A 24,651-nucleotide genomic window follows, 5' to 3' on the forward strand; every position below is an offset into this window, starting at 1 on the left:
TGGGGACGACGGTCGTCGTCCCGCCCACCGGGCCGTTCCCGTGCCGGGGTGCCGGGGTCATTCCACGCGGGTCTCGGCGGGAGCGTCCTCGTCCCCGGGGAGGTGGACGTCGCCGACGGCCACGTTCACCTCGACCACCTGGAGTCCGGTGGTGCGTTCCACGGCCACGATGACGTTCTCGCGGACCTCGCGGGCCACGTCGGGCACGGACACCCCGTACTCGACGACGAGTTCCACGTCGATCGCCGCCTGACGCTCCCCGACCTCGGCCTTGACCCCTCGGGCCACGTTGGGGCGACCGCCGGGCACCCGGTCGCGGACGGCCCCGAGCGTCCGCGACAGGCCGCCTCCCATGGCGTGGACCCCGGGCACCTCCCGGGCCGCCAACCCCGCGATCTTGACGACCACCACGTCGGCGATCGTGGTGCGGCCGCGGGTGCCCGCCGGTTCCGCCACCTCGGTGTGCCCCGGGGTGCGGGCCGGTGCGGCGGTCCGGGCGGGGGCCGCGCCCGCGGGGCCGGCGGGACGCTCCCGCAGGCTCGTGCGCACCGTGCCGGGCGGGGTTTCCTGCAGCGTGTTCATGACCGGCTCTTCTCCTGCTCTCCTGCGGGGATACCAGCTGGTTTCTACCGTTCGGCAGGGGTTCCGAAGGGTTCGACACCCCCGCCGAGGTGCCGGGGGCACTCCGGTGACCTCCGCCGGACCGGGCGAACGGGCGAACGGGAATCCGGATCCGCCGCCCGTGACGAAAGCCCTTCCGGGGCCGTCAGGACGGTGGAGGCTGGAAGGAGCCCGTGTGAGTGCTCGATGGGACCCCGGGAGCGGGGACGGGTCCGGGGCGGGTGACGCCCTGCTGGCCGTCCGCGCGGCGGAAGGCGACGAGGAGGCGTTCGAAGTGCTCGTCCACCGGCACGGCGCGGCGGCGCTCCGGCTCGCGGAGCGGCTGCTCGGCGACCGGGCCGAGGCGGAGGACGCCGTCCAGGACGCCTTCGTCGGCGCCTGGCGCAGACTGCCGGAGTTCCGGGGCGAGGCCGGGTTCGGGAGCTGGTTGCACCGCATCGTCACCAACCGGTGCCTGAACCTGCTGCGGGCCCGCAGGCCCGCGGCGGACCTGGACGCCGTGCCCGAACCGGCCGCGCCGGAGCACCAGGTCTCCCCCGCGCGCGCCGCCGAGTCCCAGGCCGCGGCCCAGGACCTGGGCCGCGCGATGGGCTCCCTCTCCGCCGAGCAGCGGGTCTGCTGGGTGCTCCGCGAGGTGGAGGGGCTGCCCTACGAGGCCGTGGCGGCGGCGGTGGGGATCAGCCAGGAGGCGGTCCGCGCCCGCGTGTTCCGGGCCCGGCGGGTACTGACGGAGGCGATGGCGGCATGGCGATGACGGATCCCCGGGAGGAGCGTTCCGGCGCGACGGAGCCGGTGGAGGTGCTGGCCTGCGGCCGGGATCTGGCCGCCCTGTGGGACGGGGCGGGCGAAGGGGCGCGTCCCGAGACGGGGCGCCCGGGCGGGTCGGTGGATCCGCACGCCCGGGACTGCCCGTACTGCGCCGCCGCCCTGGCGGACCTGGCGCGGTTGCGGGCGGCCGCGCTGGCGGCGGTCCCCGTTCCGGGCGGGGAACCGGATCCGGCACTGGTGACGGCCCGGGTGATGGAGGCGGTCCGCTCGGAGCTGCGCCCCGGGCGAACCTTGCCGCTCGGCGGGGCCGAGGGCTGCTGGATCCACGAGGCGGTGGCCGCGCGGTCGCTGCGGGCCGCGGCGGAGGAGGTGCCGGGGGTGCGCGCCGGGAGCTGTCGGGTGGATCCGCCGGCCGGTCGGGGCGGAGCGGCGGGGCGGGGACCGGTGGGGGTCCGACTGGAGGTGACCGTGGAGTACGGGCGGGACCTGCCTCAGGTGTGCGGGGCGGTCCGGCGGGCGGTGGCGGGAGCGGCGGACCAGCGGTTGGGGTTGTCCGTCGCGGGGCTCGACGTGGCCGTCGTGGACCTGCACGAGCCGCCGGGGCCCACCCGGCGGAGCCCTTCCGGGGAGGGCGCGGAGTGAGGGCGGGACGAGGGGACGCGGTCGCCGGGGCGGTGGCGGAGGCGGTCCTGGCGGTACCCGGCGTGGCCTGTCTCAAGCCGGGGCTGCGCGGACTGCTGCGGTCGGTCCTGCCGTCGGGAGCGACCGCGGCACGGCCGGCGGACGGCGCGGGTTCCGTACGGCACCCCCCGCGCGGCGGGTCGGATTCCCCCGGGGCGGAGGCGGGTGGACAGCTCACGGAGGTGCCGTCGGGGACGGTCCGGGCGGCCGTGCGCCTGGAGTCCGACGCCGCCGGGAGGGTCGTCCGCGTGCACGTGTTCCTCTTGGCCCGGCACGGGGAGCGGGCCGCGGACGTGGCGGGACGGGCCCGGGCGGCGGCGGCCGGAGCCGCCGCCGTCCCGCTGTCCGCCGTGGAGGTGACGGTGGCCGGGATCGTCTGAGCCGTCGGGGCGGCGGGGGTCAGAAAGGCGGCGGGCAGGTGATGAGCAGCCACAGGGCCAGCGACCAGACGCAGGCCGCCGCCCCCAGGAGCCGCAGCCGGCGGACCCGTTCGGGGGTGACGGGATCCCAGGCCGCCCCGAGCGGGGCCGGGTCGGACACCGGGAGGAGCACCGGCTCCGGGAGAACGACCCGGGCCTGGACCGGGGGTGCCGTGCGCTCCGGCGGGGCCGGCGGGGTGCCGGTCGGGCCGTTCGCCGGTCGGAGCCCGGCGTCCGGGCACGGCGTCACCCGCGCCGCGCCGGGCCGGTCCCCTCGGGATTCCGGTCCTCGGGGCGAGGAGGCCGGGCGGGACGGTTCGGTCCGTCGGGGAGCGGCCGGGGCGGGGGGCAGGAGCGAGGTCGGCAGGCTCGGACGGGTCGTTTCGGTCGGGGCGGGCGCGTGCTGGGCCAGTCCCTCCAGGAACCTCCGGTACGCCTCCCGTCTGGTGCCCCTCGGGGTGCTCCGACCGCGTTCCCAGGAGCCGACCGTGGCCGGGGTGACCCCGAAGGCCACGGCCACCTGACGCGGGGTCAGGCCCCACTGTTCGCGCAGCCGCCGCCGCTCGGCGGGCTCCGGCAACCCGCCCGGACGCGAGGTCCGGGCGGGCCGGGGGACGACGGGGAGGACCTGTCGCGGAATGATCTGATGCGCTGTCATGCAAGTAGGACAATCCGCCCCGACCCCGCGTGACGCGGAGACGGCGGGATTCACCCGTACGGCCCGTCCCGGGGTGCGCGATCAGCCCTGTCGGGTGCCGCCTTCCCGGGGACCGGGCAGGGACAACAAGGTGGCCGGACGGGCCGCGGGGAGCGGGACCGGGGCCGCCCCTTCGTGCTCGTCGTCGTGGTCGTGCCCGCGGCCGTTGTGCCCGTGCGGGCGCGGACCGGGGTCCGGCCGGGCGGGTTCGGCCGCACGGGCCAGCCAGGGCCAGATCCGGAACCCCTCTCCGGGGCGCGGTTCGGCGGGCGCGGTGCCGCTGATCCAGGTGGTGAGGCTGAACCGGTGATCGGCGAACTCCCCGCTGGGGCAGGTGGAGGGCTCCACCTCGTGGAAGGCGGCTGAGGGGAAGAAGACCAGGGTGTCGTGTTCCGGCTCGATGGTGCGGTAGGAGCCGCCGGGCCGGGCGGTGCCGTCCCGGAACACCGTGTCGTACAGCCGGAGCCTGCCGCCGCCGAAGCCGCGGGGCCTGCGGTGCAGGTAGTAGACGGCGGACAGGGCCCCGCTGACGTTCGGGACGCGGGCGGCGTCCGTGTGGAGGCCGTAGTGCCCGCCTTCACCGTGGGCGGTCAGGACGGTGGAGGTGCGCACCGGCATGCCGGTGTGGCCGAGCGCCTCCTGCACCAGGGGCAGGCAGGCCGCGAGGTGGGCGCTCAAGACGGGGCTGGCCACGGGCAGGACGAGGGAGCGCCGTCCGGTGCGGGCGGCGTGCCCGGCCCGGGGGACGGTGCCGGCGCCGAAATCGGCCTCGCGGGAGATCGCGTAGCGCAGCAGCGCGTCGGCCCGGTCCGGCCCGAGGAAGCCTTCGAGGCGACAGACCGGCGCCGGAACCACCAGGTCCGGTGTCCAGCGGTCGGCCGGCGGCAGGACCCGGCTGCTGATTTCCGTCGGCACGGCCCGGTGCGTCGTGTGTCCGCTCATGGCCGGAAACCGTACGCCCGGACGCGGCGCGCCCGAAGGGGCACGCGGGGGCGCACGGACGTACGCCTCCCCGGCCCGGCCCCGGGGCGCCGCGGGGCCTCCCCGACCGTGCGCCGCCGGGCCACCCCGTCGCCGCGCGTGCGCCCGTCGAGCTCGGAGGGAGCATCCGGAGCGGACCCCGCACCGGCCCCAACTGCCTCCGGATACTGCCGCTTTGGGGGTTCGGGCGCTCCTAGTCTCGGGGGTGGGGAAGGCGGTGGGAGGGTCCTGCCGGCGCTTGCCCAGGAGGTCTCGTGAAGAAGAACAAGCTGGCCGCGGGCGGCGCCGCCGCCGTCATCGCCGCGGGCATCGTGCTCGCGGGCGCCCAGGGTGCCACGGCCGCCGAGCGCGTCACCTCGGTGGCCGAACTGCACCAGCACCTCGCCCTCGCGGTGGAGCAGGAGCAGTCCCTGGGAGCCCAGGGCACGCTCGGCGACCCGATCGGGCGCGAGGTCCAGCAGTCGGCCGAGCTCTGACCGCGGGCGGGTGACCACCGTGGGAACTGAGCAGCGCGGCGCCCCCGCCGTGACCTGGTGCCCCAGCGGGGAGGCCGGGGCACCCGAGTCCGTGGTGCTGGGGGTGCGTTCGGGCGCGGACGGCCGGGTGACCTACCTGGCCGATCCCGTCCCGGCAGCCGAGGTCCTCGGTGCGGTCCCGGCGGGGACCGAACCGACGCGGGTCCTGCGCTTCGCCTCGCACTGCGTCTCCGCCTGCGTCAACCGGCGCGGCGGGGACTGCACGCTGGTGGAGCGGATCACGACCCTGCCCGCCGCGGAGGAGGCCCGCGCGGTTCCCCGGTGTCACCTGCGGGCGCACTGTCAGTGGTGGCAGCAGACGGGCGTGGACGCGTGCCACCGCTGTCCGGCCGTCACCACGGCCACGTACCGGGAGGACCCGTTGGCCACGCTCGTGGCCGATCCGGCCACCACCCCGGAGCAGCTCGGCGCGTGGATCGCGGCGTCCGGCTGAGCGGCGTGCGGCCGGCGGACCGGGGAGCGGCGGGAGGAGCGGTGCCGTGGGGGCTCCGTCCACCCGCCCGCCCCCGGTCCCGGTCCCTCGCGGAGCCCGGGACCGGGGGGCCTCAGCGTCGCCAGATGCGGACGACGCCGGTTTCGGTGCCCTGGTAGAGGGTGCCGTCCGGTCCGGTGGTGCCCCGCATCTGGAGCGGGTTGTAGACCAGTCCGATGCCCAGGTAGGAGCTGGTCAGCTGGGCGCCGGTCGCCGGGTCGAGCACGGCGTGGTGGTACTGGGCGAAGGTGTTCAGGCCCGCGCTGCCGGTGGGGCCGGTCACGGAGATCGTGTAGAGCTTCCCGTCGGCCAGGGAGAGCCGGGGCAGGCCCGCGGACTTCACCGGGCTGTTCCAGACCGTGGCGCAGCCGGTGCCCTCCGCGTTCACGTCGACGCGGGCGAGGCCGCCCTCGAAGCTCCCGGAGGAGGGCACACTGGCCGGGGCGCCCTCCGGCAGGGCCGGGTAGGGGTAGCCGTAGGTGTTGGTGACGAAGACGCTGCGGCCCGAGCCGATGACGGCGTCCTCCGTGCCGCTGCGCGCGTACCCGGTGAGGACGGGGATCCGGCAGACCGGTGCCGGACCGTCGGCCACCCGGTAGACCAGCAGGTTCGCGTGCGGGGCGGCGTTGTCGACGATGGTCACGTACTCGGTGCCGGTCCCGGGGCCGAAGAAGGCCGGGGTGGTGCCGGTGCCCCAGCTGAGCTGCCCCGGTTTGCGGCCGGGACCGCGGTCGTACGCGGCCCGCCAGTCGACCCTCGGGGTGCCGTCGGGTCCGGCGGACAGCAGGTAGAGGGCCCGGTCGGTGGCCACGGCGGTGCGTCCGGGGACCGTGGAGATGCTGTTCTGCACCCCCTCGCCGGTGGCGAGGGAGCGCACCGCCCCGGTGCCGGTGTCGACGGTGCCGATGACCCCGCCGCTGGTGGCGAACCAGACGCGGCCGTCCCAGGCGGGGGTCAGGCCGACGATGTTGTCCCCGGCCGGGACGGCGGAGCCCAGCGGGGTGGATTCGTCCACGCGCAGGGTCCAGCCGGCGCCGCTGCGGTGGTGGCCGATGCGCAGGAGGTCGTTGTTCCCGTCCACGACCACGAGCCGGTCGGCCTGGTCGAGGTAGGCGTACACCCCTCCGAAGAGGCTGCCCTTGGGCAGGGCGAGGGAGGCCAGGTCGGCGCCGCTGTCCGGGTCGAGGAGGTGCGCGGTGGGGGTCTGCCCGAAGATCGTCGTGCACAGGGCGAGGACGTACCCGTCGCTCGCGACGGTCACGGTGGGGCAGGCGGAGGCCAGGGCGGTCCGGGCGTAGTCGATCTTGGCGGTGCCGGGGCCGGGCAGCGGCGTGGTGCCGCTGGACGCGCTGTCCCCGTGCATGGTCGCGGTGCCGTTGGCGGCGGTCGCCGGGTTCTGCGGGGCCTGGGGGCCGAAGGTCGGGCCCTCGGCGGAGGCGTGGGATCCCGTGAGACCGGCGGCGCCGAGCGCGACGGTCAGGGAGAGGACGAGCACGGCGAGGCGCCCGCCCGTGGGCAGGGTGAACGGCATGGGTTCCTCAGAGCGGCTGGAAGGAGGGTGCGAGGGGGCGTGGGTCCTGCGGTGGGGTGCGGGCGGCGCGGCGGAGCACGGGAGGCGCGCCGGTGCGGCGGCGGCCCGGGAGGTGGGGGGCCGGCGGGTGCTCCGCGGTGCGGTGGGGCGCGGGAGCGGCCGCGAACAGGGACGCTAGCCGCTCCGCGGGGCTCCCGGGCCGTCCGGGCGGAGGAACCCACAGCATGTTCATGGCGCCGCAGTACGCCCGTAACAGGGCTCCCGTGCCGCACCGTCGGGCCTGGGCTCCGCGGTCACCGGAGCGTGGTCAGGTCGATCCGGCGCGACCCCTTCCGATCACGGGCGGCCGGTCACGGGCCGACGGTCTCGGGCCCGCGGTCACCGGCCCCGGGACCGGTAGGCGCGCATGGCCAGGGGCATGAAGACGGCGGTGATGCCCACCGCCCACACCAGGGACCAGAACACGGGGCGGCCGGCGGGGGTGCCGAGGAGGAGGCCGCGGAAGGCGTCGGAGAGCTGGGTGACCGGATTGACGTTGACCCAGGCCTGGAGCCAGCCCGGCATGGTGTCCACCCGCACGAAGGCGCTGCTGGTGAAGGTGATCGGGAAGATGAAGGTGAAGGCGAAGACCTGCACCTTCTCGGCGTCCCCGGACACCATTCCGATGAGGACGGCCGTCCAGGAGACGGCGGCGGCGAAGACGAGCAGGAGCACGGTCGCGGCGAGGAATCCGAGCGGCCCGCCGGTGATCCTGAACCCGAGGAGGGTGCCGAGTCCGATCATCAGGAGCATCGCCCAGAGCTGCTTGGCCAGGTCGGCGGCGATCCGTCCGAACAGGGGCGCGGAACGGGCGATGGGCATGCTGCGCAAGCGGTCGAAGACGCCCTTGGTGAGGTCGGCGTTGAGCGCCATCGCGGTGTACATGCTCATGAACAGGGTGTTCTGGACGATGATCCCCGCGAGCGCGTACTGGAGGTAGTCGCGGGGCGAGCCGGCCATCTGGCCGCCGAAGACGTAGGTGAAGAGGAAGACGAACATGATCGGCGTGATGCTGTAGTCGACCAGTTCGAGGGGGTTGTGCTTGACGGAGACCAGGCTCCGCCAGGCCATGGTGCCGATCTGGCGGAGGGCGGCCAGGGGGCGGGTGCGGCCGGTGCGGCCGAGGCTCTCGGTGACCGACAGGGTGGTCATGACAGGGTCCCCGCTTCCGCGTAGGTCTCGCCTTCGTCCGCGTCGCCGTCCGCATCCTCGCTCCGGGTCGCACCGCCGGTGCCACCGGGCTCCGCGCGGTGTCCGGTCAGGACCATGAACACCTCGTCGAGCGAGGAACGGCGCAGGGTGAGCTCCCCCACGGCGATCCCGGCCTGGTCCAGCTTGCGCACCACGGCGGGCATCAGCTCCGGGTCCCCGACGGGGGCCGTGATCAGGTCTCCCTCGATCTTGGACTGGGGTCCGGCCTCGGCGGCGACCAGCCCGTGCGCGGCCGCCAGGTCCGCGGACCTCGCCGGGCGCAGCTCCAGCACCTGCCCGCCGACCTGCGACTTCAGCTGGTCGGGGGTGCCCTCGGCGATGACCTTGCCCCGGTCGATGACCACGATGTCGTCGGCGAGCCGGTCGGCTTCGTCGAGGTACTGCGTGGTGAGGAGGGCCGTCATGCCCTCGGCGACCAGGGTGCGCATCATGTCCCAGACCTCGCCGCGGCTGTGCGGGTCGAGTCCGGTGGTCGGTTCGTCGAGGAAGAGGATCCGGGGACGGCCGACCAGACTGGCGGCGAGGTCGAGGCGGCGCCGCATGCCGCCGGAGAAGGTCTTGGCGGCGCGGCCGCCGGCCTCGGTCAGCCGGAAGCGGTCGAGGAGCTCCGCGGCCCGGGCCCGCGCCTCGCCGCGGGACATGCCCAGGAGGCGCCCGATCATGAGCAGGTTCTCGGTGCCGGTCAGGTTCTCGTCGACGGCGGCGTACTGCCCGGTCAGGCCGATCATGGAGCGGACCAGGCCCGCTTCCCGCACGACGTCGTGCCCGCCGACCTCGGCGCGGCCCCCGTCGGGGACGAGGAGGGTGGCGAGGATCCGGACGGCCGTGGTCTTGCCCGCTCCGTTGGGCCCGAGCAGGCCGAGGACGGTACCCGGTGGCACCTGGAGGCCGACCCCGTCCAGGGCCTTGGTCTCCTTGAAATCTTTGACCAGGCCCTCGGCCCGGATCGCGTACTCCATGGGTTCACCTCGGTTCCGCGGGGAGCGCGGCGCTGCGCGTGCGTTCCTACCACTGTGACCCGCACCCCGGACGGGCCGCCTCTCGGGCGGGGCCGCCCGGACCGTGACCACGGACGGTCCGCGTCGTTGGACGGGGTGGTCAAGTGAAGTGCGGTGGGGCCCCGGGGCGCGTGCTCCGGGGCTCCGGCGTGTGCGGCCCGAACCGAGTGGATCCGAGGGGGATCTGAGTACGGGCACTCAGGCGGGGCCCGGCGGGGGTGCTGTTCACTGGCCGCATGAACCGGTGGACACGGGCGGTGGGGGCGGAGCGGCGGACGAGGCCGTGCATGTGGTGCGGGCGGCCGGTACGGCAGCCCCCGAAGCCCCTCTGGAAGCTGTACTGCGACAACAGGCACTGGCTGAACAAGGTGCGGGACGACTTCTGGCACAACCTCTTCAAGTGACCGGCGCTCCGCCGACCGGCCCGCCCGGCGGGGGAACGCGGAAAGGCGTACGGCCCGGGCGGAGCGCCCGGGCCGTACGCCTGCCGTCACCCGACGCTACGGGAGCGGGTGGAAGACCACCGCGTCCTTGGCGTTGCTCTGGCCGATCACGGTGAAGCCGTTGCCGGTGGACTGGGCGTTGTTGTTCTGGTTGGAGGCGCCCCAGCCGGTCGCCACCTGCTGGGCGGTGGAGGAGCTGCCCACGTTGTCGCCGAGGACCCCGCTGCCGAGGACCCCGGCCACGGTGGCGTTGGACTTGTCCGCCGCGGCCGCGGCGTTGTCATCGGCCTGCGCGGTACCGGCGCCGAAGGCGACCAGGACCAGGGCCAGGGCGGCCGTCACCGGGACGGTCAGGGCGCGGGCCGCGGCCCGGGAGGTGCGGAGGGCTGCCATCGTCTGTGTCTCCGTGGTGGGGGTGGGGCTCCCGGAACGGACCGTCCGGGAGCTGTGACGGGGTGGTGCGGGGTCACGGAGTGGGGTCGACGACCGCGGAGTGGTTCGTGTTCGCCTGGCCGGTGGCGGTGAAGCCGCTGCCGTTGGCCTGCGAGGTGTTGTTCTGGTTGGAGGCGCCCCAGCCGGTCGCCACCTGCTGGACGGTGGCGGAGTTGCCCAGGTTGGCACCGCCGACCCCGCTGCCGAGGACACCGGCCACCGCGGAGTTCGAAGCCTGGCCCGCGGCGGCCACGTTGTCGGCGTGGGCCACGCCGGAGCAGACGGCCAGGGCGAACGGCAGGAGGGTGACAGCGGCCAGCACACGACGGGAGCAGGACATAGCCATGATCTCGGATCTCCAAAGGGGTGGAAGCTGGTGGGGGAAGGCGGCGCCGCGCCCTCACCATTCCGCAACGGATCACCAACTGCCAACTCACGCTGGGTAATTCCCCCGTACGCGTGACCGAGGGGCGTGGAGTTGACCGGCGTCGTGGACGGCCGCGCTCTGCATAAGGGTCGACCACCAGCGGGAATCGATTCTTCACCTACCCCGACAGGGCCTGCCCGCAAGGGACTTGGGGCGGGACTTCGGAGAGGCGCGGGAGTCCGAGGGGGGTGAGTCCGTGACGCGGGGTGACGGTCTCCCGGGGGTGCGCGCAAGGGGTCGGGCGTCAGCGCGGCGGGGTCGCGCCACTCGTAGGGGGCAAGATCACGGAGGTGACTCGCCGGTATCGCGGCGGGTGCGCCATCGTGGGCGGATGCCACGCCCGGCCCTCTCGGTCCTCCTACCCGTCCTCGTCTCCGCCCTCCTGTCCACCACCGGCTGCGTGGCCGTGACGGGTCCCGCCGCCTCCGGGCCGGACGGGCCCCGGCCTCCGCGCGCCTCCGTACCGGCGTCCGCCACGGCCGTTGCCGCCCCGGGGGCGGTCGAGCTGCGGGCGGCTCCGGCCCGCGCCGACTGGGGGCTGCTCGCCGAGGAGGAATCCCCGCCGGATCCGATGGGGCCCCCGGGGGCGGCGGAGCCCGCGGGTGCCGTGGGGACTCCCGGCCGCGCGGTCTCCGTTCCGGCGGGGGTGACCGCCACGGCTTCCCCTCCCGCGTCGTCGACGGGCTCCGCGCGTCGGGTCCCCGCGTCCGCCCGGCTCGCGGGTGGGGCGCCCCGGCGGGCGTCCGGGCCGGAGCGGCGCAAGCCCCGGGCTCCTGACGGCGGGGGCGCCACCGGTGCCCGTCCCCGCGCCTCCTCCGGCCCGCCGGCGCGCGACCGCGCCGGCCCGGGTCGGCCCGGGGCGGGGCCGCCGCGCACGGCGCCGCGACCTCCGCGCGCCACGCGCCCGACGGCACCCCCGCGCACCGCGGCTCCCCCACGGCGCGTCGCGCCCAGACCGGTGGACATGGCCGCGCTGTGCCGGGACGCGCGGGGCGTCACCGGCCCGGCGATCACGACGCTCTGCCGGGACGCCTACGGCCGCTGACGGGGTCTTCCGGGGGCACGGTCGCGGCCGATGAGCGGACCGCGGGCCGCCTCAGCCGGCGGCGGTCAGCGCGGTGGCGGCCGTCATCGCCGCCCGCACGTCCCGGACGGCCGTCCGGAGGGGCTCGGCGGCCCAGGCTCCGGCGGCGATCTCGGCGGCCCGTTCGGCGACCAGCCGGCGGGGGCCGCCGGGGAGGGCGAGCTCGTGCAGCTCCACGGAGTGCAGCAGGGCGACGAGACCGGCGGTGCGCGGGTCCGGTTCGGCGCCGTCGAGGACGACCGCCGCGAGCCGGGCCCGCAGCTCCCACTCGGCGGAGGCGTCGGAACCGGGCGAGCGGCGCACCGGGAACGCTCCGGGTCCGTGGTGCTTCCGTTCCTCGACGATTCCGTGCTCGCGAAGGGCCTGCGCGGCGGCGCCGAAGGCCTTGGGCCGGTCGTTCGTGAGCCAGTCCGCCACCCTGCGCTTGCTGCGGCCACGCAACCAGGCGCCGATCAGAGCGGTCCGGCCGTCGAGCAGCGGCAGGCCGGTGGGGGTGGGGTCGATCAGTTCGAGGTGCTTGCCGGCGAGGGAGACCCGGCCCGCCATGACGAGTTCGAGAAGAAGCGCCCCGGCCGCGGCCCAGTCGGCCGCCTGGTGGCGCGGGGGCGGGGCGGACCGGCCGTCCAGGGACAGCAGCACGACCTCCTCCGCGAGTGTGAACGTCATCCCCGTTCCTCCCCTGCCCTTCGATGATCTTGCCCTCGTCGGTCAGACGTGTGGTCACCGGCGAAGGTTCCCCCTCCCGGCGCGGCCGGCCGGAACGCCGCGGCCGGGAGGGACGGGCGTGCGGCCCGGTCAGGCGGCCCGGAGCAGGTACTTGGTGCGGAAACCGCCACTGGTCGAGCAGTCCAGGGTGTTCTGGGTGCTCGTGTAGGTGAAGCCCGCCGGGACCGTGCAGGCCCACAGTCCGGTCGTCGGGGTCCGGAGCAGGAACTTGGTGCGGAAGCCACCGCTGGTCGAGCAGTCCAGGGTGTTCTGCGTGGCGCTGTAGGTGAACCCGGTGGGGGCCGTACACGCCCACAGGTTGTCCGCGGGCGGCTGCACCAGGAATTTGGTGCGGAACCCGCTGCCGCCGCAGTCGAGGGTGTTCTGCGTGGCCGAGTACGTGTACCCGGCGGGGACCGTGCACGACCAGAACGGCGCGGCCGTGGCGTGGCTGTCGCCCGGCACGGCGGTCGGGGCGGCGGCGGAGGCCGGGGCGGGCACGAGGGCGGCGGCCAGCATGACGGCGGCGCCGCCGCCACCGAGCAGCAGCGTGCGCAGGGTCGAACGGGTCATCGGGAGGCACTCCTGTCGTTCGCGGACGGGAACCGTGCCCGGGGGCGACCGGAACCTGCCCGCTCCCGGCCGCCTCCGGGACGCGCCGATGCTGGCAGCCGCATAGGCCCCGGGCAATATCGGCCCCGGCGTGGTCCGTCGTCTTCCGGCCGCCCCGCCGCTCGCCCCGAGCTGCCCGGACGGCGGCGTCCGGAGGCCCCGGGGGCGGGCAGCTCGGCCGGAACTCGCGGCCTTGCGGGCGACCGCGGGCTGTGGGATGGGCGCCGGGCTACGGGACCGGCCGCGCGTTCCTCGCGGGCGACTCGGCGGGCGCGGTCGGCACGGCCCGGACCGCCATGGCCCGGAGGACCGCGGGCGGGATGGCGGGGTTGCGGACGGCCGCTTCGGCCCCCTCCGGGTCCCTGAGGAAGCCGGCGAGGATCCGGGCGGGCAGGCGCCCGTTCGCCCGGGCCGCGAAGCGCACGGAGGAGTCCGGGTCCTCGGCGAGCCGGGCGGCGTCGGCCGCGGCCAGGCGGGGGTCCCGGGCGGCGTCCAGGCGGACCTCGGGGTCGGGGTCGCGGCTGAAGCGGGCCACGAGTCCGGCGGTGGAGAGCGGGTCGTCCAGGGCGAGGCGGCGCATCCGGCCGTGGAGGTCGTCGGCGAAACGGAGCAGGCCCTCGCGCGGGAAGTTCGGGTGGGTGCGGGGGCGGCCGGGTGCGGAGAGGCTGCCCGTCCACCAGGTCCACACCCGCAGCAGCATCTCCGCGGGAGCGTCCGCGCAGGACTCGGCGAGGAAGAGCTGCACGACCCGGTCGGGGTCGTGGGCGAGTCGCAAGGCCACGTCCCGCGGGAGGCTCGGGGCGCGGGCCACGCTCCGGCGGATCAGGAGGTGGGTGGAGCCGGCGAGGCGGCGCATGGCCTCGGGGTCGTCGTGCAGCTCCGCCACCCAGGGCAGGGTGTGCGAGAGGGTCCCGGGGTCGATGTCCACGGTGAGATGGGCGCGCTGTTCCTCGGTGATGTCGGGGCGGTCCACGACGACGCGGCGGACCCGTGGTTCGGGGTCCGTTCCGAGGCGGGCCACGGAGGCCGGGTCCAGGTGGGGGTTGGCGGCCAGCGCGACCCGCTGTTCCACGTCGCCGTCCTCGATCAGGCGGGTGACGAGGTCGGGGTGCAGGAAGCATTCCGACAGGGCCCGCGCGGGCAGTTCCCCGCGCGCGTGGACCTCCTCGGTGAGGGGTGTGTCCGTGTGGTGCCACCGCAGGGCCGCGGTCCGGACGGCTGCGGCGGGGTCCGCGAGCAGGGCCTCGCGGAGCTCCTGCGGCAGTCGGGGCCAGGCGGCCCCGCAGAGCGCGCTCCGGACGGTGGGCGCGGGGTCCGCGGCGAGGGTGCGGATCTGCGGGAGGGGGAGTTCCGCGAGCCGGGCGGCCTCGACGCGGGTCCGGGTCGCGGTGTCGGTCGCGAGCCGCGCGGCCAAGGGCGCTTCGAGGACGACCCGGGAATCCACCGCGAGGGTGGCGATGATCCAGAGCTCACGGGGGGTGCCGGCCGTGGCGGCCAGGCGGGACCAGTCGGCGGGGGTCAGGTCGGCGCCCCATTCGGCGGCCTGGAGGCGGACCTTGGGGTCGGGGTGGGCGAGGGCCGCCTCGACGCGCTCGGCGCGCGGCAGCCGCCACAGGTGGCGGGGGGAGCTCTTCAGCAGCTCGTGGCGGAGGTCTTCGGGGGTGGCGGGGTGTCCGGCGACCCCGCCCACCCAGGCTTCGCGCACTTTCGCGGCGGGGTCGGGGGCCGCCAGGAACTCCTCCCAGACCTCCCCGGGGGCCGTCCGGTCGGCGGCCGCCGCCTCCGCGGCGGTCTCGATCCGCCCGCTGATCCCGTCGAGGAGCAGGAGGCGGGGGCCGTCCGGGGTCTCGACGGTCCCGGCCACGGTTTCGCCGTCGCAGCGGGCGAGGAGCAGGGCGCGGGGATCCGTTCCGGCGGCCGTCGCCGTGCCCGTGTCGGGGCCGGGGCCCTCACTGTCGGGTGCGGTGTCGGGGTCGTCGGTGTCCGGCGGGGTGCCGGTGAGGAGCGCGGTGAGGGCCCTGGCCGGGTCGGCGTCCCGCAGCCGGACCCGGCGCCAGGCACGGCCGGTGCGGCCTTCGGCGTACGGCCCGGCGAAGGCCAGCAGGAACTCCGCTCCCCCGTCGAGCACGAGCTCGGCCGCCCCGAGGAGCCGCAGCGCGGTCCCGGTGGCCCGCACCTCGGGGAGCCACCAGGTGCCCAGCGGTTCCAGTCCCAGTACGGCGAGCCGGGCCTCGTACTCCTCGGCGGTGTCGTGGACCTTCCGACCGCCCGTGAGCTCCCCGCCGTCCTGCCGCGCGTGCTCCGTCATCCGCCGCTCCCCCTCCATCGGCCCTGGTCGGGCCCGGTCGGCCCGCCCGCGGCCATCCTCTCCCGCGGGTCCGGGCGGGGCACCGCCGGGGCGGGCCGTCAGCGGCTGTCGGCGGACCAGTGGAAGCGGTCGGGGCGCGGGCCGGGGAGGTAAAGGGTGCGCCCGCCCGGCCCGTACCGGCCGATCTCGGTGCGCAGCTCGGCGCCCGCGGCGCGTTCCGCGGCGGTCCAGCCGGTGACGTCCAGGAGCAGTCCGTCGAGGGGGCCGCCGACCAGCTCGACGTAGGTGCGGCCGGGCCGGGGGCCCGGATCGGGGTCCTCGTGGTCGGCTCCGTAGACCCGGCCCCGCATGATCTGTTCGTCCATGGGCCACAGGATCACCCCCGCCACTGACAACGGGCAGGGCCCGGCGAGGAGCGGTGTCCTGACCCCGCCCCCGCGCGCGGGGAATGCGGACGATACGGTCATCCGGGTGCGGCCGCTCCCCGCGCCCCTCCTGCCCCCGCCGCTCGCGGCACCCCCTGCCCGGAACCCCCGACATGACCGCAGAGACCACCTCGCCGCCCGCTTCGCCGTCGCTGCCGACGGGCTCGCCGGAGGCCCTGGCCGCCGGCGCCCCGCCCCGCGACGCCCTTCCCTCGCCGCGCCGACCGACCGCGGTCCGGGCACCGGCACGGCCCTCGCCGTGGGCCGCCGTGCACAGCACCGCCGGTGTCACGGCCGTCCTGCTGGGGCTCGTCGGACTCGGGGCCGTGCTCCACGAGCCGGTGCTCATTCCGCCGTTGGCGGCCAGTGCCGCCCTGGTGCACAGCGCGCCGACCCTGCCGCTGGCCCAGCCGCGCAGCGTGATCGTGGGTCACCTCGTCGGGGCCGCCACCGGTTTCGCGGCGTTGGCCGCCGCCGGGAGCACGGCCTGGGCGGCGGCGGTGGCGGCCGGGGTGACCCTCGCCCTCACCATGGTGGCCCGGACACCGCACTCCCCCGCCTGCGCCACCGCGGTGATCATCGTGTTGCAGGCTCCGGATCCGGCACGGTTCGTGCCCTTGCTGTGCGCCGCGACCGTCCTCCTGGTCCTCACCGGGTGCGCGGCCTCCCGGGTCCGGCGCGGGGCGCCCCGGTACCCCGCCTACTGGTGGTGACCGCCCCGCCCTGAGCGTGGGCCTCGACGCCGACCGCGAAGGCGCCCCCGGCGACGCGGACGCGGGTGGCGGCGGCCGTGGCGGCCTGCCCGGGGGGTGCGTCCGGCGTGGTCCGCCCGGTCCGTCCCGTCTGCCTGAGCCACGCGCGGACGGCGGCTTCCGGTTCTTACACGTTCTTGCCGTCGCTCTGCCGGAGCTGTGACGCCGGCCGGACACCGTGTTCCTCGTACCGCAGCGGGCGGTGCGCGGAGACACGGCACGGAGGCACACGAGGTGCGAAGCGCGATGGACGGCACGACGGGCGCGACGGCGGAGCACGGGCGGACGGATCGGCCGGCCGGGTCGGGTGTACGACGAACGGTCCGGCGGGCCGGGCTCGCGGCGGCGGTGGCCGCGGTGGTGCTCTCGGCGCTGCCGTGGGCCACGGCGGGGTCGGCGACGGCGATCGCGGCGGACCGGGCGGGGATCACGACGACGGTGACGGGGACGACCGCGGGGGCGGACCCGGCGACGTGGGGGCCGGTGCCCGGAACGGCACGGGTCGGCGGCTCCGGACCGCGCTGGTGTCCCCCGGTGCCCGGCCACCGGGTGGACTGCGGGACCGTGGACCGGCCCCTCGTCGCGGGGCAGCCCGCACTGGGCCGCACCACGGTGGCGTACGCGGTGGTGCGGCACCGGGACCCGGGGGCCGCCAAGGGAACGGTCGCGGTCAACCCGGGCGGACCCGGCGAGGTGGCCGTCGACCGGGCGGCCGACTTCGCCGGCGCCCTCCACGGACTGCTCGGCGACCACGACCTGCTGTTGGTGGACCCGCGGGGCACGGGACGTTCCCAGCGGCTGCCCTGCGGCCTGACGGACGCCGAGTACCGCTTCGGCGGCCGGGCCGAACAGCGGGAGGCGGTGGCGCGCTGCGCCCGCACCCTCGGACCCCGGGCCCGCGCCTACACCACCGCCGCCACGGCCGACGACATCGACGCCGTGCGGGCCCTGATCGGCGCCCGGCAGCTCAGCCTGTACGGGCTCTCGTACGGCACCTACCTGATGCCGGTGTACGCGAGCCGCCACCCCGAGCGGGTCCGGAACATCGTGCTGTCCGGGGCGTACCCGCTCGGCTTCGACCCGCTGGCCGGCTCCAGTGCCCGGGCCGTGTCCCTGGCCCTGCACCGGATCTGCGAGCGCTCGGCGGTACCGGGCGGCGGCCGGGCCTGCGAGGGCGGCGAGGCGGTGCGGAACCTCGCCACGACCGCGGCGCGACTGCGGGCCCGTCCGATGCCGGTGACCGTCGAGGTGGCGGGCGTTCCCCGGCGCCTGCTCTTCACCGAGGGCAAGCTGTCGAACCTCGCCTTCGAGGGGGCCAGCCGCGCCGTGGGAATCGCCCCCGGGGAGCCCTCGCTGCTCGGATCCCTGCCGCACGCCCTCGACCGGTTCGTCCTCGGGGACCGGGATCCGCTGACACGGCTCGTGCGCGAGGAGTACGCGGGCGCCACGACGGAGGACCAGGCCCCGTACGTGGCGGTGGTCTGCAACGACTACCGGCGGGCCTGGGACGGGGCCGCGCCGGAGGGCGAGCGGTGGCGGCAGTACCGGGCCGCCGTGGCGGGTGCCGCGCCGGGTTCGTTCGGCGCCTTCTCCGGCCGCGGCTTCCTGGAGGGCCCCACCGACGGCGGTGACGTGTGCATCGGCTGGCCGCGCGCGCTGTCGATGGATCCGCAGCCCACCCGGCCGGCGCTGCCGAACGTGCCGGTGCTGGTGCTCTCCGGTGACCTGGACGCCAACACCACCGCGCACAACAGCCGCATCGCGGCCCGGCAGTTCGAGCGGAGCCGGTTCTTCTCCGTGCCGAACACCGGTCACGTCCCGGAGTTGGAGCCCGGCGGCTGCGTCGTCGGGGTGACCGCGACGTTCCTGCGGACGAGCGCTCCCGGCGACACCTCCTGCCTGCGCGGACTGCCCGCTGTCACCGTCACGCCGGTCCGGCGCTGATCCCCGGTGCACACCGGACCTCCTGTGAGGGAGGCGGCGGACGAGGGGCGGGGCGGCCCCGGAGACCGGAACTCCGCCGCCCCGTCCCGGGTGCCGCCGGGCACGACGGCCGACGACACCCGGGACCCGGTCGGGTCCCCCGGGCTCCCCGCATCGACCGCGTCCGCCGAAACCCCCGCGCGGCGATCGATCGGCGCGTTCACGCGGCTCGGGAAGTGGCTCCGGCCCGCCCGCCGGGACCCGGTCCCGGCGGGCACCGTGACCGTGGAGCGCCCCCCGACGCGCCAGGATGATCACATGACTGACGCAAGGGCGCACCACCGCACGGTGCTCGTGGTCGAGGACGACCCGGGTGTGCGCAGCACACTGGACCAGCTGCTCCGCTTCGAGGGGTACCGGGTGCTCCAGGCGCCCGACGGGCTCGCCGCCCTCGAACTCTTGGAGACCGAGACCCCCGATCTGGCCCTCGTGGACGTGGTCATGCCCGGTCTCGACGGCCTGGCCCTGTGCCGGACGCTGCGGCGCCGCGGGGAACGGCTGCCCGTGCTGGTGCTCACCGCCCGGGACCAGATCGGGGACCGGGTGGCGGGTCTGGACGCCGGCGCGGACGACTACCTGTCGAAACCCTTCGCCACCGAAGAGCTGCTGGCCCGCGTCCGGGCCCTGCTGCGGCGCACCGAACCGAGCCCCGATCCCGAGCTGTTGACCGCCGGGGACCTGGTCCTCGACCCGGCGGCGCGCACCGCTCGGCGCGGGGACCGGCCGCTGGACCTGACGAAGACCGAGTTCGACGTGCTGGAACTTCTCCTCCTGCACCGGGGGGCCGTGCTCACCCGCGCCCGGATGTACGAGCGGATCTGGGGCTACGACTTCGACACGGCCTCCCGGTCCCTGGACGTGTACATCGGCTACCTGCGGCGGAAGACGGAGCGGGACGGCGCCCCGCGGATCATCCACACCGTGCGCAACGTCGGCTACACGGTGCGGCCCGTCTGATGCTGCGCACGAGGATCACCCTGGTGGTGGTGGCCGCGGTGGTGTTCGCGATCGCCCTCGGCGCCTTCCTGTCCTTCCGCACCGTCAGTGGGGTGGTGGGCGAGGAACTGGAGCGCGGGCTGCGGGCCCGCGCCGACGCGGTGGCCGCCCTGGTCGACGCGGGCGGCACCCCACCGGTCCGCCCCGGCACCGCCGAGCAACTGCTGCGCCCCGACGGCTCGGTGGTGCCGGGGGCGCGGTTGCCGCTGCCGGTCCCCGAGCGGGCCCGGGACGTGGCGCGCACCGGTCGGGGCAGCCACGTGGAGGACCGGGTGGTGGCGGGCACCGAGTACGGGATCATCACCGTGGCCCTGCCGCGGGGTGGTGCGGTGATGGTGGCCCAGAGCTACGCGGGCGCCCTGCGGACCGAGGAGGCGTTCCTGTGGCGGACCTCCCTGAGCACGGCCGCCGCGACGGGGATCACCGCCCTGCTGAGCTGGCTGGTGCTGGGTCGTGTGCTGGGGCCGGTGCGCAGGCTGGACCGGGCGGCGCGGCGCATCACGGGCACCCAGGACCTGTCGGTGCCGCTGCCGCCCGCCGGTCGGGACGAGATCGGCCGCCTGACCCGCAGCTTCGGCGTCATGCTGGAGGCGCTTCGCCGCTCCCGGGCCCAGCAGCAACAGCTGGTGCAGGACGCCGGGCACGAACTGCGGACCCCGTTGACCTCGGTGCGGGGCAGCGCCGAGTTGCTGCAACGGGCGAGGGGGCGGCTGTCCCCGGCCGACGAGGAACAGATCCTCGGGACGCTGGTGTCGGAGACGGTGGCCCTGGACGAGCTGGTGCGGGAGCTGGTGGAGCTGGCGACGGACCGGTACACGGGGGAAGAGCCCGAGGACGTGGACCTGGTGGCGGCCGCCGAGGAGAGCACGGCACGGTGCAGGCAGCGCACCGGGCGGACGGTCACGGTGGCGGCGCCCTCCGATCCGGCGGATCGGGAGGGCCCCGGGGTGACCGTCCGGGCCCGGCCCCGGGCGGTGCAGCGGTGCGTGGACAACCTGCTGAGCAACGCCGTCAAGTTCAGCCCCGCGGGGACGCCCGTGGAGGTGCGGGTCGCGGGCGGCGGCGCACTGGGCGAACTGGTGGTGGCGGACCGGGGACCGGGGATCCCGCCGGGCGAGGAGGCGGCGGTCTTCGGGCGCTTCCACCGGGGGCCGGGCACGCAGGGCACCCCGGGGTCCGGACTCGGGCTGGCGATCGTGGACGACCTGGTGGGTGCGGACGGGGGCACGGTGTTCGCGCGGAACGGGGCGGACGGCGGGGCGGAGGTCGGGTTCCGCCTGCCGGCCGCGGTGACGGAACGGCGCGCTCGGGGTGGGTGGGGTCCCGCGACCTCTGCGACCTCCGGGGGATCCGGGCGTCCCTCCCGGGGGCTACGGAGGGAACGTCAAGTCCCCTGATGGTCCGACAGTTCGGTTACCGCTGAGGGGTGATGACTGTTGATCGGCAATTTCGGAGGATGGTTCCACACCGACAAAGCACCGGAATCCAGTGGACAACGGGAGGAACCCTCATGAACGGCAAGCGTCGCCGCACTTCGCTGGGCCTGGCCCTCGCCCTGGCCGCCACCGCCGGCCTCGCCACGGCGGCCTCGGCCGCACAGGGCGCGGGGCCCGGGGAGGGCCGAGGCTCCGGTGAGGGGCGGACGGCGGCCCGGCAGGTGGCCCGCGTGACGGGCAGCGCCCGGTTCACGCTGCCCTACTACCCGGACTCCGACGTGCGCGCCTTCGGCTTCGACGCGCGGGCCGTGCCGTACAGCAAGCCCCAGCCGGGCATTCCGACGGGGCTGCCCACGGACGCGGTGGGTACGGTGCGGATATCCCACTACTTCGCCGCCGAGAAGAAGACCGTCACCGCGGAGGGCACGGTGGACTGTCTGGTCACGGGGCCGCACACGGCCACCTTGACCGCCGTGATCGACCGCGTGGACGAGGGCGGCCCGGAGTGGGTGGGGAAACGCCTGGGATTCAGTGTGTACGACGGCGGACAGGAGCGGGGAAGGTCATCGGACCGGGTCGGCTTCTCCTGGAACGGTGTGAACCTGCTGCCGAAGGAGGGGCAGCGACCCGCGGAGGCGGAGATCGGCACCTGCATGGCGCCGGCTCCTTACGCGCCGGTGACCAAGGGTGGCTATACGGTGCGCCACGCCGAGCTGCCGGTGATCCCGGGGATGTGATCCCCGGGGTGGTCGGCTTCCCCACGGGGATGCGGCGGGCGCGCCCGGAACGATGCGGAAGGCAGGAGCATGACCGAGCAGGAACTGACCTGGCGGGGCACGGTGGCCCACTGGGATCGGCGGGTGTTCGACGCGGTGGCGCGACGGCACTGGCCGGGGGCCGACCGGGCGCTGCCCGCGCTCGGGCGGGCCGCGAACCACGGCGTGCTGTGGGGCGGCACGGCCGTGGCCCTGGGCCTGCTCGGTTCGCACCGGACCCGGCGGGCCGCCCTCCGCGGGGCCGCCTCGCTGGCCCTGGCCTCCACCACGATCAACACGGTCGGGAAGTGGTCGGTGCGTCGCGCCCGCCCGCTGCGCGACGGGGTGCCGGCCTCCCGGCTGCCCGCCACGCAGCCCTGGACGACGTCCTTCCCCTCGGGGCACTCGGCGTCCGCCTTCGCCTTCGCCACGGGCGTCGCCCTGGAGTCCCCGGGCCTCGGGCTGGTACTCGCGCCGGTGGCCGCCTCGGTGGCCTTCTCCCGCGTGTACACGGGGGTCCACTATCCGAGTGATGTGGCAGCGGGCGCGGCCCTGGGTGTGGCGGCCGGGTTCGTGGTCCGCAGGCTCGCCCGGAACGCCGAGGCGGCCCGGATCTCCCCGGGGGACGAGCCCACGGCCAAGGGGCTGCCCGCCCTGCCGGACGGGGACGGGCTGACGGTGGTCGTGAACAGCGGTTCGGGCACGGTGGCCACCGGCGTGGTGGACATACTCCGTGACCTGCTGCCCGAGGCCGAGGTCATCGAGTGCGCGGGCCCCGAGCTGGAGGCGGCCTTCGCCGAGGCGGCCTCCCGGGCCCGGGTCCTCGGGGTCTGCGGCGGCGACGGGACCGTCAACGCCGCCGCGACGGCCGCCCTGCGGTCGGGCCTGCCGCTGGCGGTGTTCCCCGGCGGCACCCTCAACCACTTCGCCCTCGACCTGGGCCTGGCCGGAGTGGAGGACACCTGCCGGGCCCTGGCCGCGGGGCAGGGGGTACGGGTCGGCGTGGGCCGCTTCACCCCGGGACCGGTGACGGTCGTGCGGAAGCCGGAGGACGAACACGAGGGCGAGGGCGAGGACGCGGACGGGGTCGGGGCGGAGGTGGCCCCCGGCGACGGTGTCGGGGACACCGAGCGCACGGCGGAGTGCGGGTACTTCCTCAACAACTTCAGCATCGGGGTGTACCCGCAGCTGCTGAGCCACCGGCTGCGCTGGGCCCCTCGGATCGGCAAGGCTCCGGCGGCCCTGCTCGGTGCCTGGCGGGTGCTGCGGGGCGGCCGGACCGTGCCCCTGAGGGTGGCGGGGCGACCGCGCAAGGTCTGGCTGCTGTTCGCGGGGAACGGCACCTACCACGGCACCGGTCCGACCCCCACCCGGCGGGACGACCTCGGCGAGGGGCTGCTCGACGTCCGGATCGTGCACGGCGGCGGGCGGCCCGGTCCGCGGCTCCTCGCGGCGGTGATGGCCGGCCCGCTCAGCCGCTCCCCCGTCCACGTGGCGACCCGCCTGCGGTCCCTGCACGTGTCCGACCTGCCTCCGGGGACCGCGCTGGCCTACGACGGCGAGTACGGGCGGGCCCCCTCCTCCTTCGTGCTCGAATCGCTCCCCCACGCGCTGACGGTGTACCGCCCCAGCTGACCGGGCGGGCCGAGGGCCGGGCCGGGCGCGCCTCGCGTGCCCGACCCGGCGGGGCCGCTCCCCCCTTCGTTGGACCCGCTGTCAGTCGGCGAAGGCGGGGAGGGCGAAGCGCTGCACCAGGGCGAAGCCGTCGTCGCGAGCACTCTTGGCGTTCACGGAGTACACCACCGTCCGGGAGAGGTCGCGGGTGGCGGCGAGCACCGTGTGGAAGCCGGGGCGGGAGCCCGTCTTGCCCCAGATCTCCGTGCCGTCCACCACGAGCCGCTGGAGTCCGGCGCCGTAGCTCGCCCCGGGGACGTCGGGGACGGTGAACAGCTCGCGGAGCTGCGCCGGCGGCAGCACCCGGCCCGAGAACAGGGCGGTCATCAGCCGCTCCAGGTCCGCGGTGGTGGATATCAGGTCCCCCGCCGCCTTCCGATCGGTCATGTTCCACTCGGTGACGTCCACCGTGCGACCCCCGACGTCCCCGTAGGCCCGGTGGTGCGGGCCGTGGATCCGGGGGTCCCCCGGGGCCGGGAAGCCGGAGTGCCGCATGCCCAGGGGACGGAAGAGGCGCACCTCGGCCTGGTGGGCGTAGTCGTCGCCGGTCACCTTCTCGATGAGCAGTCCGAGGACGGTGTAGTCGATGTTCTGGTAGACCTGCCGGGTCCCGGGCGGGGCCGCCGGTCCCTTCGCGACCGCGGTGGCCACCACCCGCTCGGGGGTGAGGGTGCGGAAGCGGTTGGCGTACATCTCCTCCGGGGTGTTCCCCAGGTCCGTGCCGGGCTGGAGGCCGCTGGTGAAGTTCAGCAGCTGCCGCACGGTGGGCGGGGTGGTGAAGGACGGCGGGAGGAGTCCGGGCAGGTAGCGGGTGACGGGGGCGCCGAGGTCGATGCGCCCCTCCGCGGCGAGCCGGAGCACGAGCGTCGAGGTGACCACCTTGGTCGTGGAACCGGCCCGGAAGCGGGCGTTCTCGAGCGCGGGGGCGCCGGTGCGCAGGTCGCGGACGCCGGCGGTGCCGCGCCAGCGGACCTCCCCGCCCACCCTGATGACGGCGGCGGACACGTCCGGGTCGGGGAGGCTCGTGAGGGCCGCGCGCAGCGCGTCGAGGTCCGGTCCGCCCCTCCGCTCGGCATCGGGAAGCAGCGGGGCGGAGGGGGACGTGGTGGCGTGCACGGGCGTCGCGGCGGCCGACGCGGGGAGCGCGGCGACAGGGCCCAGGACGGCTCCGGCCAGGAGGGCCACGACCGCGGCCCGGGTGGCGGCCCTCCTGCCACGACGGGCGGCACGGGTGCCCGCCCCGGCCCGGCCGGAAGCGTTGTCGGCCCCGGGCCGCTGCTCGGCTCGGGTGGCGGGCGGGTTCGTGGCACCGGAGACGGGCGGGTGTCCCTGGGCCTGACGGTTCTTCATGAAGACCTTCCCCCTCTGGTGTTCGGGGGCGGTGGCGCCTCCCGAGGTCTCCCATCCTGCGGGGAAGCGTCGCGTCGGAGATCGTCTCCGCAGAGGAGACGGACCCCGGGATCCGTCTCCGGGTCACCCCTGAGGGCACCCCCACAGGGGATCGTCGGCGACTGCCCCGGTCCCTCCGGGCACGCCTTGTGCGGCACGGGCGGCGGGCGTCCAGGACCCCTGACAGGGACGACAGGGCGGCTGAGGCGACAGGGGTGACAGGGGTGGGCGCTGAGGCCACAGGGGTGGGCGCGGCAGCGTGGTGCCGCGCCCAC

25 protein-coding genes are annotated in these 24,651 nt (G+C 76.0%); 12 read left to right on the top strand and 13 right to left on the bottom strand.

All coding sequences use genetic code 11. The features are described 5' to 3' along the window. Positions 1-57: 57 nt before the first annotated feature. A complete protein-coding gene (locus ABTZ17_RS27760) occupies positions 58-582 on the bottom strand; it encodes an Asp23/Gls24 family envelope stress response protein (protein WP_352198474.1) in 525 nt (174 codons plus the stop codon). A 214-nt stretch (positions 583-796) separates the two neighbouring features. Here ABTZ17_RS27760 and ABTZ17_RS27765 point away from each other — a divergent pair, with 214 nt between their 5' ends. The 3 genes from ABTZ17_RS27765 to ABTZ17_RS27775 are packed head-to-tail and all read left to right on the top strand — an operon-like array spanning position 797 to position 2,450. Then, positions 797-1,375: an RNA polymerase sigma factor gene (locus ABTZ17_RS27765; RefSeq protein ID WP_352198475.1), complete on the top strand. Its 579-nt coding sequence runs from the start codon at positions 797-799 to the stop codon at positions 1,373-1,375. Beyond that, a complete protein-coding gene (locus tag ABTZ17_RS27770; protein ID WP_352198476.1) occupies positions 1,366-2,031 on the top strand; it encodes an Asp23/Gls24 family envelope stress response protein in 666 nt (221 codons plus the stop codon). The genes ABTZ17_RS27765 and ABTZ17_RS27770 overlap by 10 nt, the downstream gene beginning before the upstream one ends. Beyond that, complete coding sequence (locus tag ABTZ17_RS27775; protein WP_352198477.1) at positions 2,028-2,450, top strand: hypothetical protein; 423 nt, start codon at positions 2,028-2,030, stop codon at positions 2,448-2,450. Before ABTZ17_RS27770 ends, ABTZ17_RS27775 begins: the two co-directional genes overlap by 4 nt. A 19-nt stretch (positions 2,451-2,469) precedes the next feature. On the opposite strand, the gene ABTZ17_RS27780 is transcribed toward ABTZ17_RS27775, so the two are convergent. Both ABTZ17_RS27780 and ABTZ17_RS27785 read right to left on the bottom strand, forming a co-directional pair. Beyond that, positions 2,470-3,147: a helix-turn-helix domain-containing protein gene (locus ABTZ17_RS27780; RefSeq protein ID WP_352198478.1), complete on the bottom strand. Its 678-nt coding sequence runs from the start codon at positions 3,145-3,147 to the stop codon at positions 2,470-2,472. A gap of 81 nt (positions 3,148-3,228) precedes the next feature. Further along, positions 3,229-4,128, bottom strand: a complete 900-nt coding sequence (locus ABTZ17_RS27785; protein ID WP_352198479.1) for a 2OG-Fe(II) oxygenase — start codon at positions 4,126-4,128, stop codon at positions 3,229-3,231. 293 nt (positions 4,129-4,421) lie between these two features. Between ABTZ17_RS27785 and ABTZ17_RS27790 the strand changes: the two genes are divergently transcribed. Continuing rightward, positions 4,422-4,643: a hypothetical protein gene (locus ABTZ17_RS27790; protein WP_352198480.1), complete on the top strand. Its 222-nt coding sequence runs from the start codon at positions 4,422-4,424 to the stop codon at positions 4,641-4,643. 19 nt (positions 4,644-4,662) lie between these two features. Further along, complete coding sequence (locus ABTZ17_RS27795; RefSeq protein ID WP_352198481.1) at positions 4,663-5,136, top strand: hypothetical protein; 474 nt, start codon at positions 4,663-4,665, stop codon at positions 5,134-5,136. Between the two features lie 112 nt (positions 5,137-5,248). On the opposite strand, the gene ABTZ17_RS27800 is transcribed toward ABTZ17_RS27795, so the two are convergent. The 3 genes from ABTZ17_RS27800 to ABTZ17_RS27810 form a co-directional block, all read right to left on the bottom strand. Next, entirely contained in the window at positions 5,249-6,706 is a 1,458-nt protein-coding gene (locus ABTZ17_RS27800) for a hypothetical protein (RefSeq protein ID WP_352198482.1), read from the bottom strand. A 378-nt stretch (positions 6,707-7,084) separates the two neighbouring features. Then, a complete protein-coding gene (locus ABTZ17_RS27805; RefSeq protein WP_352198483.1) occupies positions 7,085-7,897 on the bottom strand; it encodes an ABC transporter permease in 813 nt (270 codons plus the stop codon). After that, positions 7,894-8,916, bottom strand: a complete 1,023-nt coding sequence (locus ABTZ17_RS27810) for an ATP-binding cassette domain-containing protein (protein WP_352198484.1) — start codon at positions 8,914-8,916, stop codon at positions 7,894-7,896. The genes ABTZ17_RS27805 and ABTZ17_RS27810 overlap by 4 nt, the downstream gene beginning before the upstream one ends. 275 nt (positions 8,917-9,191) lie before the next feature. On the opposite strand from ABTZ17_RS27810, the gene ABTZ17_RS27815 reads away from it, so the two are divergent. Continuing rightward, a complete protein-coding gene (locus ABTZ17_RS27815; RefSeq protein WP_352198485.1) occupies positions 9,192-9,359 on the top strand; it encodes a hypothetical protein in 168 nt (55 codons plus the stop codon). 96 nt (positions 9,360-9,455) lie between these two features. Here ABTZ17_RS27815 and ABTZ17_RS27820 read toward each other — a convergent pair whose 3' ends face one another. The 6 genes from ABTZ17_RS27820 to ABTZ17_RS27845 all read right to left on the bottom strand — a co-directional run bounded on the left by ABTZ17_RS27820 (position 9,456) and on the right by ABTZ17_RS27845 (position 15,331). Next, a complete protein-coding gene (locus ABTZ17_RS27820) occupies positions 9,456-9,791 on the bottom strand; it encodes a hypothetical protein (RefSeq protein WP_352198486.1) in 336 nt (111 codons plus the stop codon). A 73-nt stretch (positions 9,792-9,864) separates the two neighbouring features. Next, positions 9,865-10,176 carry a hypothetical protein gene (locus ABTZ17_RS27825; RefSeq protein WP_352198487.1) on the bottom strand — a complete coding sequence of 104 codons (312 nt, stop codon included), beginning with the start codon at positions 10,174-10,176 and terminating at the stop codon, positions 9,865-9,867. Positions 10,177-11,353: 1,177 nt separating this feature from the next. After that, on the bottom strand, positions 11,354-12,007 hold the full coding sequence (locus ABTZ17_RS27830; protein WP_352198488.1) for a GOLPH3/VPS74 family protein: 654 nt from the start codon (positions 12,005-12,007) through the stop codon (positions 11,354-11,356). A gap of 129 nt (positions 12,008-12,136) precedes the next feature. Continuing rightward, on the bottom strand, positions 12,137-12,619 hold the full coding sequence (locus ABTZ17_RS27835) for a hypothetical protein (RefSeq protein WP_352198489.1): 483 nt from the start codon (positions 12,617-12,619) through the stop codon (positions 12,137-12,139). Positions 12,620-12,887: 268 nt separating this feature from the next. After that, positions 12,888-14,966 carry a PE-PGRS family protein gene (locus ABTZ17_RS27840; RefSeq protein ID WP_352198490.1) on the bottom strand — a complete coding sequence of 693 codons (2,079 nt, stop codon included), beginning with the start codon at positions 14,964-14,966 and terminating at the stop codon, positions 12,888-12,890. 98 nt (positions 14,967-15,064) lie between these two features. Next, a complete protein-coding gene (locus ABTZ17_RS27845; RefSeq protein WP_352198491.1) occupies positions 15,065-15,331 on the bottom strand; it encodes a hypothetical protein in 267 nt (88 codons plus the stop codon). Between the two features lie 173 nt (positions 15,332-15,504). On the opposite strand from ABTZ17_RS27845, the gene ABTZ17_RS27850 reads away from it, so the two are divergent. The 6 genes from ABTZ17_RS27850 (at position 15,505) to ABTZ17_RS27875 (ending at position 22,948) form a co-directional block, all read left to right on the top strand. Beyond that, entirely contained in the window at positions 15,505-16,104 is a 600-nt protein-coding gene (locus ABTZ17_RS27850; RefSeq protein ID WP_352198492.1) for an HPP family protein, read from the top strand. A gap of 285 nt (positions 16,105-16,389) precedes the next feature. Next, on the top strand, positions 16,390-18,087 hold the full coding sequence (locus tag ABTZ17_RS27855) for an alpha/beta fold hydrolase (protein WP_352198493.1): 1,698 nt from the start codon (positions 16,390-16,392) through the stop codon (positions 18,085-18,087). A 297-nt stretch (positions 18,088-18,384) separates the two neighbouring features. Further along, positions 18,385-19,083, top strand: coding sequence for a response regulator transcription factor (locus ABTZ17_RS27860; protein WP_352198494.1), 699 nt, complete (start codon positions 18,385-18,387; stop codon positions 19,081-19,083). Beyond that, positions 19,083-20,519: an ATP-binding protein gene (locus ABTZ17_RS27865; RefSeq protein WP_352198495.1), complete on the top strand. Its 1,437-nt coding sequence runs from the start codon at positions 19,083-19,085 to the stop codon at positions 20,517-20,519. The genes ABTZ17_RS27860 and ABTZ17_RS27865 overlap by 1 nt, the downstream gene beginning before the upstream one ends. Positions 20,520-20,632: 113 nt before the next feature. Next, on the top strand, positions 20,633-21,295 hold the full coding sequence (locus ABTZ17_RS27870) for a hypothetical protein (protein ID WP_352198496.1): 663 nt from the start codon (positions 20,633-20,635) through the stop codon (positions 21,293-21,295). 69 nt (positions 21,296-21,364) lie between these two features. Next, positions 21,365-22,948 (top strand): bifunctional phosphatase PAP2/diacylglycerol kinase family protein, encoded by a 1,584-nt coding sequence (locus ABTZ17_RS27875; protein WP_352198497.1) that lies wholly within the window; start codon positions 21,365-21,367, stop codon positions 22,946-22,948. 81 nt (positions 22,949-23,029) lie between these two features. On the opposite strand, the gene ABTZ17_RS27880 is transcribed toward ABTZ17_RS27875, so the two are convergent. Continuing rightward, complete coding sequence (locus tag ABTZ17_RS27880) at positions 23,030-24,337, bottom strand: serine hydrolase domain-containing protein (protein WP_352198498.1); 1,308 nt, start codon at positions 24,335-24,337, stop codon at positions 23,030-23,032. Positions 24,338-24,651: the final 314 nt, after the last annotated feature.

Source organism: Streptomyces sp. NPDC097619 (assembly GCF_040302735.1).
GTDB lineage: Bacteria > Actinomycetota > Actinomycetes > Streptomycetales > Streptomycetaceae > Streptomyces.